This window comes from Acinetobacter lactucae, assembly GCF_013122135.1.
Taxonomy (GTDB): Bacteria; Pseudomonadota; Gammaproteobacteria; order Pseudomonadales; family Moraxellaceae; genus Acinetobacter; species Acinetobacter lactucae.
Genome location: NZ_CP053391.1, coordinates 3,090,390 through 3,104,465 on the forward strand (window position 1 = coordinate 3,090,390; position 14,076 = coordinate 3,104,465).

Consider the following 14,076-nt stretch of genomic DNA (forward strand, 5'->3'; position numbering starts at 1 on the left):
AAGCCCTAAGTGAGGTCTATTCACTTAGGGCAATAAATTGCTTTCAAATTTTAAAAATAGTACCCAATTGAAAGATAAAATAATTTATCCCAATCATTACTGCTACCTTGTGCAAGGCCATCAGCCCCACCGCCAACCATTGGATCATTTTTACTCATAATATATTCACCCTGAATACCAATGGCTTTGTAATTAAAATAAACCCCTGCAATTAAGCGTTCAGAGTCTTTATAGCCATCCTCATCTTTAAAGAAGCGGCTATGAGAGATATAAGGTTTAATATTTTCAAGTTTGTGAAATGGCTGAGCAAAGGTATAGTTAATTTCATTGACCAAATATTTACCTTTATTGGCAACTTGATATGGATAATCAAAAGCTCCAATGGTTGAGCTATTTGGAAATAAATTATCGCCATTGGTGACATCTTGCTTCCCAGCTAAGAACATCCATTGCCATGCTTGATATTGCGTTTGAGCAAAAACGTTCCATGACTTACGATGACCATCTTCATCAGTTCTTTTATTTTCTAAATCAGAGTACCAAACTGAACTACCTAACTCGGTCGAAAAATTTTGTGCCTTATCAAGCTCAAATTTTCTAGATGCTCGAGCAATCCACATATTCTTTTCTTCAATATTAGTACCGTTGGTTAAATCATCAGCTTCAACAAAATTACCACTATAACGGCTTGAGTCTTTTGAAGTTCCTTTATAATTTCCACCATCAGTTGGATAGAAACCTAAAGTTAAATTATATTGATTATCTACAAATTTATATTTGATCCCCAGATTATCGATGTCTTCTAAACCGACTGTATTTAAAAGCGTTTCGTAGTAACTACTCCCCCAAAATTCGCCAAAGCCAAAATCAACGGGTTGTAAACCTACTGTCATTCTCTGCTGGTCAGTTAACTTATAACCCACCCATGCTTTTTTTAGGAAAATCGCATCACATAAGCGATCATATTGATAACAACGGGCATCTGCACCTGCAATCCAATTTGGATTCTCATAACCTAACACTAATTTAATATCGGTTAGCCGCCAGTCATCATTTTGAGAACCTTCATTTGCATCAACTACATAATCTTTATGCAAATAGCGGGAACGCACGGCGCCAGAAACTTTAAACTGACCTGAATCTAAAGTTGGATCTCCCCAACTTAAATCGGCCGCAGAGACTTCTACTCCCGCAGTTAAACTTAAAATTCCTAAAAATAATAATGACCTTTTCATGTCTTCAACATCCTTGTTAAGTGTCATAAGAACATGAAGAAATTGATCTAGACAAACAATGCCATAACTATAAAGTCGGTCTTTACAAACTGTGTTTAATCAAAAAATGAACATAAAAAAAGACCACGCAGGAGCGTGGTCTATAAAATGGTGGCTATGACGAGACTTGAACTTGTGACCCCCGCATTATGAGTGCGGTGCTCTAACCAACTGAGCTACATAGCCGAAAACTGTGCGCGCATTATCTTAACTTCTTTAACGCACGTCAAGAAAAATTTTAAATAAATTAGGTGAAGTGAGCCTATAAGCCGGGTTCTGTCGAGGATGGTCATTCCTCTAGGCGTACAATCACTCATACGCTCAAGCGACCTACCCGAATCCAGTACGGGCCGTACCTCAGGATTCCTATTTGGTCTTGCTTCTGGTGGGGTTTACCATGCCGTGAACTGTTACCAGACACGCGGTGCGCTCTTACCGCACCCTTTCACCCTTACCTCACGAATGAGGCGGTCTACTCTCTGCTGCACTTTCCGTCGGCTTTCACCGCCCAGGCGTTACCTGGCACCCTGCCCTATGAAGCCCGGACTTTCCTCCCCTGCTTCAGTCACGAAGACCTCCACAGCAGCGACCATCCAGCTCACCTCAGGGGCGCATATTAACAAATTTATTGACTAATTGCTTGTGCTTTTTTGAGCAATTAATTTTTTATATTTGTCGAATAGCTGCTCTTCCGTTTCCACATGCTGTGGATCTTTAGGAATACAGTCTACAGGACAAAATAACTGACATTGCGGTTGGTCATGATGACCAACGCATTCAGTGCATAAATCAGGATTAATTTCATAAATCACTTCACCCATGAAAATAGCTTCGTTTGGGCAAACTGGTTCACAAACATCACAGTTTATGCATTCATCGGTAATATATAGCGACACGTTACCAACCTTGTTGATGTTTACGTTCAAAGGCCTCAACCACAGCTTGCGGAACAAACTTGGTTACATCCCCTTTTAAACGAGCAATTTCTCGAATCAATGTCGAAGAAATAAATGAATACTGCTCAGATGGTGTTAAAAACACTGCTTCAAAATGTGGGTCAAGTTGACGGTTCATATTGGCAAGTTGAAATTCATATTCAAAATCAGAAACTGCTCTTAAACCACGAAGTACTGCTGTTGCCTTTTGCTCTTTGAAAAAGTTAACGAGCAAACCATCAAAACCAACAAATTCCACATTTGATAAATGGCTTAATGAGGTTTGGGCCAGTTCAACTCTCTCTTCTAAACTGAACAAAGGGTTTTTATGATGTCCAATTGCAATTGCTACTACAACCTCATCAAACATTCTTGATGCTCTAGTAACTAAATCAACGTGTCCATTCGTGATGGGGTCAAATGTTCCAGGATAAATTACACGCGTTTTAGACATCCGCTAGTACTCTAATTGTATTGTGAACCTATTTTAGCAAAAGTTATACATGAGGCGAAATATTGATGTGCAGGAAAAACTTCACCTTAGCATCAGTTTACGGCACAATAGGGGCAATTGTGGAAGTTTGAATTATGGCGAAAGCAACAGTAGTAAAGAAACATAATGGCGGAACCATCGCACAAAACAAACGTGCCCGCCACGATTATTTTATCGAAGAAAAATTTGAAGCTGGTATGTCTTTACTCGGCTGGGAAGTAAAGTCTTTACGTGCTGGTCGCATGAGTTTGACAGAAAGTTATGTCATTTTTAAGAATGGTGAAGCGTTTTTATTTGGTGCACAAATTCAACCGCTCCTTTCTGCATCTACTCATGTAGTACCTGAAGCTACACGTACACGTAAATTATTATTATCACGCCGAGAACTAGAAAAGTTAACAGGTTCAGTTAACCAAAAAGGTTACTCATGTGTTCCTTTGGCATGTTACTGGAAAGGTCACTTGGTTAAACTTGAAATTGCCCTTGTGAAAGGTAAACAGCTTCATGACAAACGTGCGACTGAAAAAGATCGCGATTGGCAGCGTGATAAAGCTCGTATATTTCATAAGTAATTAAATAAAAAGCCTCTTTTTAGAGGCTTTTTTACATTGTGAAGTTTATTAATTTAATCTGTATAAAAGACCCGCAATATACTCGCCAAACCATTTTGCAGTATCTAAATCGCCTTGTGGTGGAGTAATTTCAACAGGCGCATTATCTGACTGTGTCATTAGACCTAAACAACTCGATAATCGGTTTAAATCTTTTTCACCATGACCTGTCGTCATTAAAGGTAAACCAGACCAAAGCATGCCATGTTGCATTGCAAAAATATTTAATTGTTGTAATACAGCTAGTTTATCGCCGCTTAGACCACCTGAGTTTGCAAATCCAGCTGCAAGCTTCCCTTGCCATAAACGCTCTTTCCAACGTTTAGAAGTACTATCCATAAACTTTTTAAAGTCGGCCGTCATACTTCCCATATAAGTAGGCGAACCAAAAATAATACCATGCGATGCATCAAGCGCATCCCAATCAATATGTTCAATATTCATTAGATGTACTTTTACCCCCATCACCTCTGCACCCGCAGCAATTGCAGCAGCTACCTTCGCGGTATGACCATATGGACTGTGGTAGACAATAGAGAGGTGTTTTTCAGGCAAAGACATAAGTTTAAAATTTTGAGCGATTTTTTCTATTTTATCATTTTATTAACGCTTGCTAAACCTTCATCTATAAATATGAAATATAAGGCTTTCACTACCGCATACTATAGAAATATTTTCAAATTAAATAAAAAACTCTCCTATTTTTAATAAATATAAAATAAGAGAGTCATTTAAGGCGGTGATCAAAACTTACATAAAAACAAACGTAGCCATACGTCCTGTCTTCGCATCACGACGATAAGAAAAATATTCATTACTCTGTTGATAAGAGCATTGATCTCCACCTAAGACTTGTTGCACACCTAAACGTTGCAAAATAAAGCGTGCAATCGCATATAAATCTGCATGAAATTTATTGGGACCCGCCCCCTCAACAAAAGCTGTTTCCAACTCTGGATACTTGTCACAAAAAGCAGTTTTTACTTCAGCTCCAATTTCAAAACAAGGTTGACTAATTGCAGCTCCTAACCATGCCCAAGTTGGAGGATTTTGCATAGCCGCCACTGTATTTTCAATAATGCCACCAGCCAAACCACGCCAACCCGCATGCAAATTAGCAACTTCACTGCCTTCGATATTTCCCAACACGACAGGTAAGCAATCAGCCGTCATCATCATTAAAGCATGACCTTTCGTTTGAGTAACTAAACCATCACCAATTAAGGCTTTAAAAGGAATTTGTTCATTTACAGTATGGCAAATCGTACTGTGCGTTTGAGTCATCCATGTCATTTTTTTAACACCGAATTTCGCAAACTCATCTAACAATATCATTCGATGCTGTTGAACACGTTGTGCCTCATCTTTGACATGTAAAGCCAAATTAAAGCCAGATAACTCAACTTGATCTGTTGGCAATGCCAAAGGATGCTGAATACGTGTCTGCCCTACAAATACGCCTTGAGGTAAACCTTGAACAAATTCCATATACACGTCCTTAATATGCAGCGTTTTCTGAACGCAACACATTCACTAAATGTGTAAAGTCTTCAGGCCACGGCGCTTCAAACAGCATTTCTTCACCAGTACGAGGGTGTTTTAAGCCTAATTTAGCTGCGTGCAATGCTTGACGTTTAAAACCACGTAAAGTTTCAATCAGTAATTCAGATGCACCAGCTGGCACACGTACACGGTTCATATAAACCTGATCACCAATCAAACCGTAACCAATATAACTAAAATGCACACGAATCTGATGTGTTCGACCCGTTTCAAGACGCGCTTGTACACGAGTAAAATCTTTAAAGCGTTCTTTCACATTATAGTGGGTTACCGCATCTCGCCCGCCCGGCAAAATCGCCATTTTCACACGGTCAACTGGATGACGTTTGATCGGTTCATCAATCGTACCGCCAGCAATAATATTTCCATAAACAACCAAGTCATATACACGGTAGACCGTTTTATTCGCCAACTGTTTACTTAAAGAAAATTGAGCCTCTAATGTTTTAGCAACAACAAGTAAGCCACTGGTATCTTTATCAATACGGTGTACCAAACCAGCACGCGAAAGTTCTGCCAATTTTGGAAAATGATAAAGCAAGGCATTTACCAAAGTTCCGGAACTATTGCCTGCTCCTGGATGTACCACCATGCCTACCGGCTTATTAATAACTAAAATATCATCATCTTCATAGACAACATTGAGTGGAATATTTTCAGGTTGACTCGTTGTCTGAGCTTCAAGCTCTACTTCGAGCGTAAGCAGCTCAGTTCCTTCACAACGGTGCTTAGGCTTGACAATGTTACCATTCACCAACAGATGGCCATCTTTCAACCATTGCTTGAGCTTTTCACGTGAAAACTCGCTCCATACCAAGGCCGCTACCTGATCGATACGTTGTCCCAGATAGGTTTCATCTAGCTGAACTTGCAACGATAAACGTGTTGCAGTTGTATCAGAAGTATGGTTATCTGCATCCTCAGAATCTTCAAGTAAATTGAAGTCGGTTTCAGATAAGTTTGTGTTTGAAGATTGTGCTGAAGTCATTTGATCATTGAGATAAAAGTGGTTTAATAGCGCAATTGTAGCTCATTGCCCAACATAACAGAGGAGTTTTTATGTCGCTACCACGTTATAAAATTACGATGCTTGCCTTATCTTTAGGCGTAGCGTCTGCATTTGTGGGCTGTAGCAGCAATCCAAGTAAAAAAGAAGTGGTCGATACTGGCCCTCAATCTAGTGAACAAGCTTACTTCGAAAAGGCCCAAAAGTCGCTTGACCGTGGTCAATATCTTGATGCGACCAAGTCTTTAGAGGCAATCGATACTTATTATCCGACTGGACAATACGCACAACAAGCACAACTTGAACTTCTATATTCGAAATTTAAACAAAAAGATTATGAAGGCGCGATTGCCTTAGCAGAACGTTTTATTCGTTTAAATCCTCAACATCCAAATGTGGATTATGCTTATTATGTTCGTGCTGTTGCCAATATGGAGCAAAACTACGACAGTTTGTTGCGCTATACCTCTTTACAGCAATCTCATCGTGATGTGAGTTATTTAAAAGTTGCGTATCAAAACTTTGTTGATTTAATTCGCCGTTTCCCAAGTAGTCAATATTCTGTTGATGCTGCTCAACGTATGAAATTCATTGGGCAAGAACTTGCTGAAAATGAAATGACTGCTGCTCGCTTCAACGTTAAACGTAAAGCTTGGATCGCAGCTGCTGAACGTTCGCAATGGGTGATTGAACATTACCCACAAACGCCACAAGTTCCAGAAGCGTTAGCGACTTTGGCATATAGCTATGACAAATTAGGTGATAAAGCCACTTCACAACAATATATTGAAGTTTTAAAGCTTAATTACCCAAGCCTTGTGAAAAAAGACGGCACAGTTAATATGCGTGCTGCTCGTAAAGAAGGTAACTGGATTAACCGTGCAACTTTAGGTATTTTCGGTCGTGAGTCGACAGCTGCAACGCCAGAAAGCACAACTGAAGCAGAAGCTCCAAAACGTGGTTTCCTCAATCGTGTTAGCTTTGGTTTAATTGGCAATTCAGATAAAGAAGAAACTGAAGCACCAGAACAAACACCTGTTGAAGCGCCTAAGTCTGAACGTAGCTGGACAAACCGTTTAAGCTTCGGGTTATTAGACAAACCTGAACCACAAGCAGCAGAAAATACAACTGTTGCTCCGGCTGTTACCTCTACTGAAGCTTCAACTGATGTTCAATCAGATGAGGCAACACAAGGCGCGGATAACGCTGCTCAATAAGTTTAAGCTTTAAAAAAACATCAATAAACAGGCAAGTGATATCACTTGCCTGTTTGTTTTCATAAAATATTAAAATATTTATTGGGCATATCTCGATTCATCATGTCAGAATATTCTGACTCACTGTCTCATCAAGTTTTAATACGGTTATCTGAATTATGGCAATTCCACAACATACGATTGATCAAATTCTAGATCGCACAGATATTGTCGATCTGATTGGTCAACGTGTGAAACTGAAAAAAACCGGACGTACATATTCCGGCTGTTGCCCTTTTCATCAAGAAAAAACACCATCGTTCCATGTCTACCGTGACAAGCAGTATTATCACTGCTTTGGTTGTCAAGCTAACGGAAATGCAATCCGTTTTCTCATGGATATCGATAACCGAAACTTTATAGAGGTAATGAAAGAATTATCCAGTAGTACTGGAATTGAATTACCCAAAGATAATACTGAAAATAAAAAACTGTCTTATACCCGTCAGGTTACAAAGCCACCTGTTACTAAAACAAATATGGCTGAGCCTGTAACTCCACAGCAGCCATCAGATGAAAGCTACAACACGCTTGAACCAGTATTCTTCGATGACCCTTTTGCTCAGTTCGAACAGCCGTTTAGCTTTGATGAACCAGTTCAAGAAGGTAATTTATATGACTTACTGGAAAATGTTGCTCAGTTCTATGAACAACAATTACCTCATAGCCAAAAGGCAAAAAATTACTTTAAACAGCGTGGATTAACCAATCAGACGATTCAATTTTGGCGCTTAGGCTATGCTCCAGAAGACTGGCAGCACCTAGAGAAAGCCTTTCCCTATGACATTGACGGCTTAAAACAACTTGGGCTTATCCGCTCGAGCGATAATGGTCGTGATTTTGATTTATTACGTGATCGCGTTATTTTCCCAATTCGTGACCCTAAAGGTCGAGTCGTTGGTTTTGGTGGACGTGCCTTAAATGATGAAATCAAGCCCAAATATATTAACTCACCGGACTCCGAAGTCTTCCACAAAAACCAGCTACTTTATGGGCTTTATGAAGGTAGAAAGCTTAAATCTAGCGATTGGTTAATGGTTGAAGGATATATGGATGTCATTGCACTTCAGCAATATGGCATTACTGGGGCCGTAGCAACGTTAGGGACTGCAAGTAATACAGAACATCTTAATATTTTATTTAAACAAAATAGCCGAATTACCATTGCTTTTGATGGTGATGCGGCAGGTCAAAAAGCAGCACGCAGAACGTTAGAAATTGCTTTACCACTTCTTAATGATGGTCGTGAACTTAAATTTTTTGTTCTACCGAATGATCATGACCCCGACTCTCTGATCCGTCGAGAAGGGCTGGAAAATTTCCAAAAATTATTACAACAGTCCCCTCTTTTGTCCGATTTTGTATTTGCGCACTTAACAGGCCAACACGATATCAGTACACCTGAAGGGAAAAGTTTAGTCATGGGAGAACTCAGAGAACTCACAGAATTATTACCTAAACAAGGTTCTTTCCGTTACTTACTTACTCAATCTTTCCGTGAGAAACTCGGACTTGGTAAACGTTTTACCCCACAAATCAGTCACGATGCTTCGCTGTCATTTAATATTCATACAAAAGATGAAGACTTTGCGATCGCAATTTTAATGCATCATCCTTTTCTTTATATTCATTTTGAAGGATTACGGGCCTATATTCACCAAGATGAATTATTAGCCAAAGTACTGGCGATCTTAAATCGTATTTTTGATGATTTACCAGATGACCAAGAGCTGGCAACTTATTATGTGCTTGGTGCTTGTAGTAGTTACTGTCATGAAATTGCCGATATTATGCAAAGAACAAATATTCAAGCATTAACACAGGCTCCTGAGGTAGCTGACAAGTTAGCCAAAGAATATTCATTAAGTCTGCAAGAAAGATATTTACGTCAAAAACTTAAATCGCCGATTTCTTTAATTGAATCAAGAAATCTAAGACAACAACTCAATGAGTTGACGAAACAAATCAGTTTAAAGCTGTTGTCTTAATGTTTTGGTTTACGCTCATGATCAAACACATCCTGTAAATGCTGTTGTAGCCATTCAAAATAATCAGGATTTTCTGCTTTAGCAGCTTCACGTAGTAATATCGATGTAGGATGCATAAGTTTTTGCGTCAAACGGTGGGCAAATTGCTGTAATACTTGTTCGGCATTATCACCATGATGTAAAGCTTCTAATGCATGCGTAAGCTCTTGTTGACTAATCTCTTCACTGTGCTGGCGGTACGCATGAATTGTGCTACCAGCTTCTTTAACCTTTTGATGAGTAATAAGCTGAGTCGCTAATTGATTCACCATCACTTCCGCTTCAACTGCCGCCTGACGACGCTGAGCGAGGTTCTCATCAATCACACTTTGTAAATCATCCACACCATATAAATAGACCCCATCAAGTGCTTCAACTTTAGGATCTATATCACGTGGCACTGCTAAATCGACCATCAACATTTGTTGATAGCGACGTTTTTTTAATGCGGTCTTAACATCAGAATAAGCAATAACTTGGTATAAACTACCAGTACAGCTCGACACGACATCAGCACGATATAAATTTTCTGCTAATGCTGAAAACTCAATAATCTCAACTTCCACCTGATGTGCAATTTCTTGAGCCAACTGGTCAGCACGCTCACGGCTACGATTACAAATAATAATCTTCGCGACACCCATTTCAGCCAAATGTTTAGCCACTAAGCTATTCATTTCACCCGCAGCAACCACCATTACGGTAAGTTTTTCAGGCTTACTAAAAACCTGTAAGGCCAGTTGTGCAACTGCATAACCCATTGAAACAGCATGACTACCTACCGCGGTTTCGGAACGTACCCGTTTAGCTGCATAAAAAGCATATTCAAAAACACTGTTCAATTCAGGAGAGACCGTTTGGGCTTCTTTAGACAATGCTAAAGCACTTTTAACCTGCCCTAAAATTTGTGGTTCACCTAGCATAAGAGAGTCTAAACCACTCGCTACTCGCATTAAATGTGTAATTGCCTGCGTGTTCTCGTAACGATAAACATGATGAATTAACTGCTTTACATCAATATTATTGGCATCGGCTAACCATTTTAGAAGGCTTTCGGCATTGTCTGCCATGGCATAAACTTCTGTACGGTTACAAGTCGAGACGACCACCAAATCCTTTAGGTTTTGGTGATGGCGTTGTTCGGCAAGCAAACGACTTAATCGCTCTGCATTGAAAGCAATTTGTTCGCGGAGTTCTACAGAAGCTGTTTGATGGTTGACACCCAATGCAAAGAAAGACATATCAGATCATCATTTCGCTAAATTTATGCTATTGTGCAACATCGGTGTCATAAAAAGCATTACTTTGGATCAATAAAAATTGCGTCAAATGAATAGCCGTATTAATTTTAACGGTGCTTCGATAAGACAGTATTCTACCACATTCTTATTGTTAGGTAGCATGTCCTCATATGTCTATGCACGTCCTGTGCAAGAGACCTATGCCGTGCATTCGTTTGATCAGGCATTAGAGCAATCCATGGTCGCTGAATTTGCGCTCGCTTATGACGATATTCCAAACGCTTTGCACAATTACACAGTGCTCGCAATTAAAAGCAACTCTACCTCAATTAAGCAGCGAGCTTTAGACGTTGCACTTGAATATAATGATTTACAAGCTGCGTTAAACATTGCTACACATTGGGTCGCTCAAGAACCCAAAGATGTACCAGCCTTATTCTATTTGTCACATATTGCTTTAAAAACGCACGAATATCAGCTTGCTGCTGAGACATTAGATAAGATTTTAAAGATAGACCCCACCGCCGATCTAGAACAGATTTTAGCCAGCATTGCCCCAGAAAATGCACAAGATCGAGAGGTTTTATTAACAGCTTTACGCTCGAGTGCAGAAAAAGCCAACCCTTCTATCTTAGCGCTCATCGCCAATTTAGAAGCACAAAATGGTCAATTACAAACTGCGCTAACCAACATTAACAAAGCATTACGCCGACGTCCTAAAGTAACGAGCTTTATTTTAATGAAAGCAAACTTACTCATTGCTCTCAGCGATCAAGAAGGTGCACTTAAATGGTATGCAAAGTCGAGTCGTAAAAATAAGAAAAATTTAGATATTCGTTTAGCTGAAATCCGCTATCTCATACAAATTAACCAACCTCAGCTTGCTTTAGAAAAACTTGAAAAAATTATAGAAGCGAACCCTCAAGCTGAAGAAGCTTTATTTATTGCAGGCTTAACAAGCATTGATTTAAAACAGTATGACAAAGCAGAACAATATCTTGTCGACCTGCGAAACTCGGCTAAATACCAAAATGAAGCGTATTACTACTTAGCGATTAATGCAGAACGTAAACAGCATTATGAAACTGCAAAAGCTTACTATCGTTTAGTTGATGGCAGTTTATACGTGGTATCAAGACGAAACTTGATTGCAATATATGATAAACAAGAAAATTTACACGATGCTTTACGATTCCTTACTCAAGAACGCGTAAATTATCCCCAACATGCAAGTTTCTTATATCAAGCTCAAGCTGAAATCTTAAAGAAAATGGGCAATAAAAAAGCTGCATTAAACTTATTAGATGAAGCGATAAAGAATTTACCCGATGATCCAGAACTCATTTACGCAGAAGTTTTATTACTTGATCCGTATACTGACAGAGATAAACTGGACAAAACATTAAAGCAATTATTGCAACTTGAGCCTAACAGTCCAACTTACCTTAATGCATATGCTTATACATTAGCCCTGCAAAACCGTCGGCTAAAAGAAGCACGTCAATATGCAGAGCAAGCTTTAGAATATGCGCCGGAACAAGCCTCAATCCTTGATACGCTAGGCTATATTGCATTTTTGCAGAATGATTATGAAGCCGCGGCAGAGGCTTTAGGCAAAGCTTATGAACTTAGTCACAATATAAATATTGGCATTCGTTATGCTAAAGCATTGTATATGCAAGGATCATTAACTCAATTTAGCGCTGTGTTACAACAACTGAAACAAAAACATGCCAATGATCCACAATTACAACAGCTTGATGCGTTAATTTTACCTACATCTGCAAAAAAGAGTTAAATATATGAGCAAATTTGCCCAACTGTGCACAGCGATCTGTGGATCAAGTGTATTATTTCTAACCGGTTGTCAGCATTTTACTCAACCAAAACCTGCGGTTACCCAACAAGTTCAAGATGAAAAACACTTTAATTTACAAGGTAAAATCGGGGTTCGCACACCACAGCAAACTGGTAGTGCTTTTTTCACATGGGTTCAACAACAAGATAATTTTGATATTGAATTAAGCGGTATTTTAGGTGTAGGAAAAACCCAAATTCAGGGTAAACCCGGTGAAGTTAAGTTAAATAGTGCGAAAACTGGATTAATTACTGCGGCCTCTCCAGAAGAGCTTTTAGAGCGTGCAACTGGTTGGCAAGCACCTATTACTCATTTAACGAGTTGGATTTTAGCCAAACCTGCAACTTTAAGTGCTCAAATCAGTAAAGATAGCGAAAATCGTGTAAACCAACTGATTGAAGATGGATGGACAGTTAATTTTAGCTATGATGGCGCACAAACTTTGCCAAACAAACTGGTTTTAAAGCAAGCTCTTGCTGAAGATAAAGAAAACCGTATTACAATGGTCATCCAAAACCGTTAAGTCTAATTATATAAATCTATGATTCGAGTTCCTTCTCCAGCTAAACTCAACCTGTTTTTGCATATTACAGGCCGACGCGAAAATGGTTATCATGAGTTACAAACCATTTTCCAACTTATTGATTTATATGACTGGATGATATTTACGCCCACTTTGGATCAACAAATCGAAATTGATGGATTGAGTGAAGTCAGACCTGAAGAAAATTTGATTTATCGAGCTGCTCAAATACTAAGACCGCATGCGAAAAAACTTTGTGGCTTGCACATCAAAATTGAAAAAAATATTCCAATGGGTGCGGGTCTAGGCGGCGGTTCATCTAATGCCGCCACAACGCTTATTGTGTTAAATCAATTATGGGAATGTGGCCTAAAGCAAGAACAACTTGCGGACTACGGTGTAAAGCTCGGTGCTGATGTTCCAATTTTTATTTATGGTAAAAATGCATGGGCTGAAGGCATCGGCGAACATTTATCATTCATAGACTTAGATCAAAAACAGTTCATTATTTTAAAACCTGATTGTTTTATCAGCACTCAATTGCTTTTTTCACAAAAAACATTGACAAGAGACTCTAAGACCACTAAATTTTGCGCCTATCAGTTAGAGCCTTCTAATTTTGGAAATAACTTTGAGCCACTGGCTCGACAGTTATACCCTGAAGTAGAAGAAGCAATGCAATATTTAGATCAGTTTGGTCAAGCAAAGCTTACAGGTACAGGTGCTTGTGTTTTTACTGAAGTAACGAATGAAATGAATATTGATGAAATTCTTAAGCATTCGCCATGTAAATCTTACTTGGTAAATAGTTTAAAAGAATCTCCTCTTAATCATTTTAAGGTTACACGTTAGGGGCGTCGCCAAGTGGTAAGGCACCGGGTTTTGATCTCGGCATCCGTTGGTTCGAATCCAGCCGCCCCTGCCAACCTCACCTGTAATGATGATTATATTAGGGGCGTCGCCAAGTGGTAAGGCACCGGGTTTTGATCTCGGCATCCGTTGGTTCGAATCCAGCCGCCCCTGCCATCATATATATCATCGAATTTAGGGGCGTCGCCAAGTGGTAAGGCACCGGGTTTTGATCTCGGCATCCGTTGGTTCGAATCCAGCCGCCCCTGCCATTCTCTTATTTTAAAGACAGACTTAATTGCTATGCTTTTTGTTGATTAATCTTGACATTGCATTGCAAAAATATTAAAGTTCTGCCGCATTAGGGGCGTCGCCAAGTGGTAAGGCACCGGGTTTTGATCTCGGCATCCGTTGGTTCGAATCCAGCCGCCCCTGCCATC

The 14,076-nt window shown here is 39.5% G+C and carries 13 protein-coding genes, 5 tRNA genes and 1 other RNA gene; 10 read left to right on the forward strand and 9 right to left on the reverse strand.

Features of this window, described 5'->3' with window-relative positions; translation table 11 throughout:
- Positions 1-50 precede the first annotated feature (50 nt).
- From HLV59_RS14440 to coaD, 5 genes are all read right to left on the reverse strand, one after another.
- Positions 51-1,235, reverse strand: a complete 1,185-nt coding sequence (locus HLV59_RS14440) for a porin (protein WP_171430250.1) — start codon at positions 1,233-1,235, stop codon at positions 51-53.
- A gap of 148 nt (positions 1,236-1,383) precedes the next feature.
- Positions 1,384-1,460: transfer RNA gene (locus tag HLV59_RS14445), tRNA-Met, on the reverse strand.
- Between the two features lie 63 nt (positions 1,461-1,523).
- An RNA gene (gene rnpB, locus HLV59_RS14450) (RNase P RNA component class A) lies at positions 1,524-1,879 on the reverse strand.
- Between the two features lie 27 nt (positions 1,880-1,906).
- Positions 1,907-2,170: a YfhL family 4Fe-4S dicluster ferredoxin gene (locus HLV59_RS14455; RefSeq protein WP_171430251.1), complete on the reverse strand. Its 264-nt coding sequence runs from the start codon at positions 2,168-2,170 to the stop codon at positions 1,907-1,909.
- A 1-nt stretch (position 2,171) separates the two neighbouring features.
- Complete coding sequence (gene coaD / locus HLV59_RS14460) at positions 2,172-2,663, reverse strand: pantetheine-phosphate adenylyltransferase (protein WP_005070938.1); 492 nt, start codon at positions 2,661-2,663, stop codon at positions 2,172-2,174.
- 134 nt (positions 2,664-2,797) lie between these two features.
- On the opposite strand from coaD, the gene smpB reads away from it, so the two are divergent.
- Positions 2,798-3,274 (forward strand): SsrA-binding protein SmpB, encoded by a 477-nt coding sequence (gene smpB / locus HLV59_RS14465; RefSeq protein ID WP_002120348.1) that lies wholly within the window; start codon positions 2,798-2,800, stop codon positions 3,272-3,274.
- A 48-nt stretch (positions 3,275-3,322) separates the two neighbouring features.
- On the opposite strand, the gene HLV59_RS14470 is transcribed toward smpB, so the two are convergent.
- From HLV59_RS14470 to rluD, 3 genes are all read right to left on the reverse strand, one after another.
- A complete protein-coding gene (locus HLV59_RS14470; protein WP_016142024.1) occupies positions 3,323-3,874 on the reverse strand; it encodes a flavodoxin family protein in 552 nt (183 codons plus the stop codon).
- Between the two features lie 189 nt (positions 3,875-4,063).
- The gene (gene pgeF, locus HLV59_RS14475; RefSeq protein WP_163119913.1) at positions 4,064-4,801 is read right to left on the reverse strand and encodes a peptidoglycan editing factor PgeF; all 738 of its coding nucleotides are present in this window, start codon (positions 4,799-4,801) and stop codon (positions 4,064-4,066) included.
- A 10-nt stretch (positions 4,802-4,811) separates the two neighbouring features.
- On the reverse strand, positions 4,812-5,864 hold the full coding sequence (gene rluD, locus HLV59_RS14480; RefSeq protein ID WP_016144505.1) for a 23S rRNA pseudouridine(1911/1915/1917) synthase RluD: 1,053 nt from the start codon (positions 5,862-5,864) through the stop codon (positions 4,812-4,814).
- A gap of 71 nt (positions 5,865-5,935) precedes the next feature.
- Between rluD and HLV59_RS14485 the strand changes: the two genes are divergently transcribed.
- Positions 5,936-7,099, forward strand: a complete 1,164-nt coding sequence (locus HLV59_RS14485; RefSeq protein WP_016144504.1) for an outer membrane protein assembly factor BamD — start codon at positions 5,936-5,938, stop codon at positions 7,097-7,099.
- Positions 7,100-7,257: 158 nt separating this feature from the next.
- Complete coding sequence (locus HLV59_RS14490; protein ID WP_171430252.1) at positions 7,258-9,126, forward strand: DNA primase; 1,869 nt, start codon at positions 7,258-7,260, stop codon at positions 9,124-9,126.
- Here HLV59_RS14490 and hemA read toward each other — a convergent pair.
- Positions 9,123-10,406, reverse strand: coding sequence for a glutamyl-tRNA reductase (gene hemA, locus HLV59_RS14495; protein WP_087090220.1), 1,284 nt, complete (start codon positions 10,404-10,406; stop codon positions 9,123-9,125). The two genes, HLV59_RS14490 and hemA, sit on opposite strands and share 4 nt — an antisense overlap.
- Before the next feature lie 88 nt (positions 10,407-10,494).
- Between hemA and HLV59_RS14500 the strand changes: the two genes are divergently transcribed.
- From HLV59_RS14500 to HLV59_RS14530, 7 genes are all read left to right on the forward strand, one after another.
- Positions 10,495-12,204, forward strand: a complete 1,710-nt coding sequence (locus HLV59_RS14500) for a tetratricopeptide repeat protein (RefSeq protein WP_171430642.1) — start codon at positions 10,495-10,497, stop codon at positions 12,202-12,204.
- A gap of 4 nt (positions 12,205-12,208) precedes the next feature.
- A complete protein-coding gene (gene lolB / locus HLV59_RS14505) occupies positions 12,209-12,787 on the forward strand; it encodes a lipoprotein insertase outer membrane protein LolB (RefSeq protein WP_125739839.1) in 579 nt (192 codons plus the stop codon).
- An 18-nt stretch (positions 12,788-12,805) separates the two neighbouring features.
- Complete coding sequence (ispE, locus tag HLV59_RS14510; RefSeq protein WP_062848744.1) at positions 12,806-13,639, forward strand: 4-(cytidine 5'-diphospho)-2-C-methyl-D-erythritol kinase; 834 nt, start codon at positions 12,806-12,808, stop codon at positions 13,637-13,639.
- Positions 13,638-13,712 (forward strand) — tRNA-Gln (locus HLV59_RS14515). The genes ispE and HLV59_RS14515 overlap by 2 nt, the downstream gene beginning before the upstream one ends.
- Positions 13,713-13,738: 26 nt before the next feature.
- Positions 13,739-13,813: transfer RNA gene (locus tag HLV59_RS14520), tRNA-Gln, on the forward strand.
- 20 nt (positions 13,814-13,833) lie between these two features.
- Positions 13,834-13,908: transfer RNA gene (locus tag HLV59_RS14525), tRNA-Gln, on the forward strand.
- A 91-nt stretch (positions 13,909-13,999) separates the two neighbouring features.
- Positions 14,000-14,074 (forward strand) — tRNA-Gln (locus tag HLV59_RS14530).
- The last annotated feature ends 2 nt before the right edge of the window (positions 14,075-14,076 follow it).

What these genes read in the sequence shown, in the direction of transcription:
- HLV59_RS14440 (WP_171430250.1), bottom strand. Translation starts at nt 1,235, where the DNA reads ATGAAAAGGTCATTATTATTTTTAGGAATTTTAAGTTTAACTGCGGGA.
- coaD (WP_005070938.1), bottom strand. Translation starts at nt 2,663, where the DNA reads ATGTCTAAAACGCGTGTAATTTATCCTGGAACATTTGACCCCATCACG.
- smpB (WP_002120348.1), top strand. Translation starts at nt 2,798, where the DNA reads ATGGCGAAAGCAACAGTAGTAAAGAAACATAATGGCGGAACCATCGCA.
- HLV59_RS14470 (WP_016142024.1), bottom strand. Translation starts at nt 3,874, where the DNA reads ATGTCTTTGCCTGAAAAACACCTCTCTATTGTCTACCACAGTCCATAT.
- pgeF (WP_163119913.1), bottom strand. Translation starts at nt 4,801, where the DNA reads ATGGAATTTGTTCAAGGTTTACCTCAAGGCGTATTTGTAGGGCAGACA.
- rluD (WP_016144505.1), bottom strand. Translation starts at nt 5,864, where the DNA reads ATGACTTCAGCACAATCTTCAAACACAAACTTATCTGAAACCGACTTC.
- HLV59_RS14485 (WP_016144504.1), top strand. Translation starts at nt 5,936, where the DNA reads ATGTCGCTACCACGTTATAAAATTACGATGCTTGCCTTATCTTTAGGC.
- HLV59_RS14490 (WP_171430252.1), top strand. Translation starts at nt 7,258, where the DNA reads ATGGCAATTCCACAACATACGATTGATCAAATTCTAGATCGCACAGAT.
- hemA (WP_087090220.1), bottom strand. Translation starts at nt 10,406, where the DNA reads ATGTCTTTCTTTGCATTGGGTGTCAACCATCAAACAGCTTCTGTAGAA.
- HLV59_RS14500 (WP_171430642.1), top strand. Translation starts at nt 10,495, where the DNA reads ATGAATAGCCGTATTAATTTTAACGGTGCTTCGATAAGACAGTATTCT.
- lolB (WP_125739839.1), top strand. Translation starts at nt 12,209, where the DNA reads ATGAGCAAATTTGCCCAACTGTGCACAGCGATCTGTGGATCAAGTGTA.
- ispE (WP_062848744.1), top strand. Translation starts at nt 12,806, where the DNA reads ATGATTCGAGTTCCTTCTCCAGCTAAACTCAACCTGTTTTTGCATATT.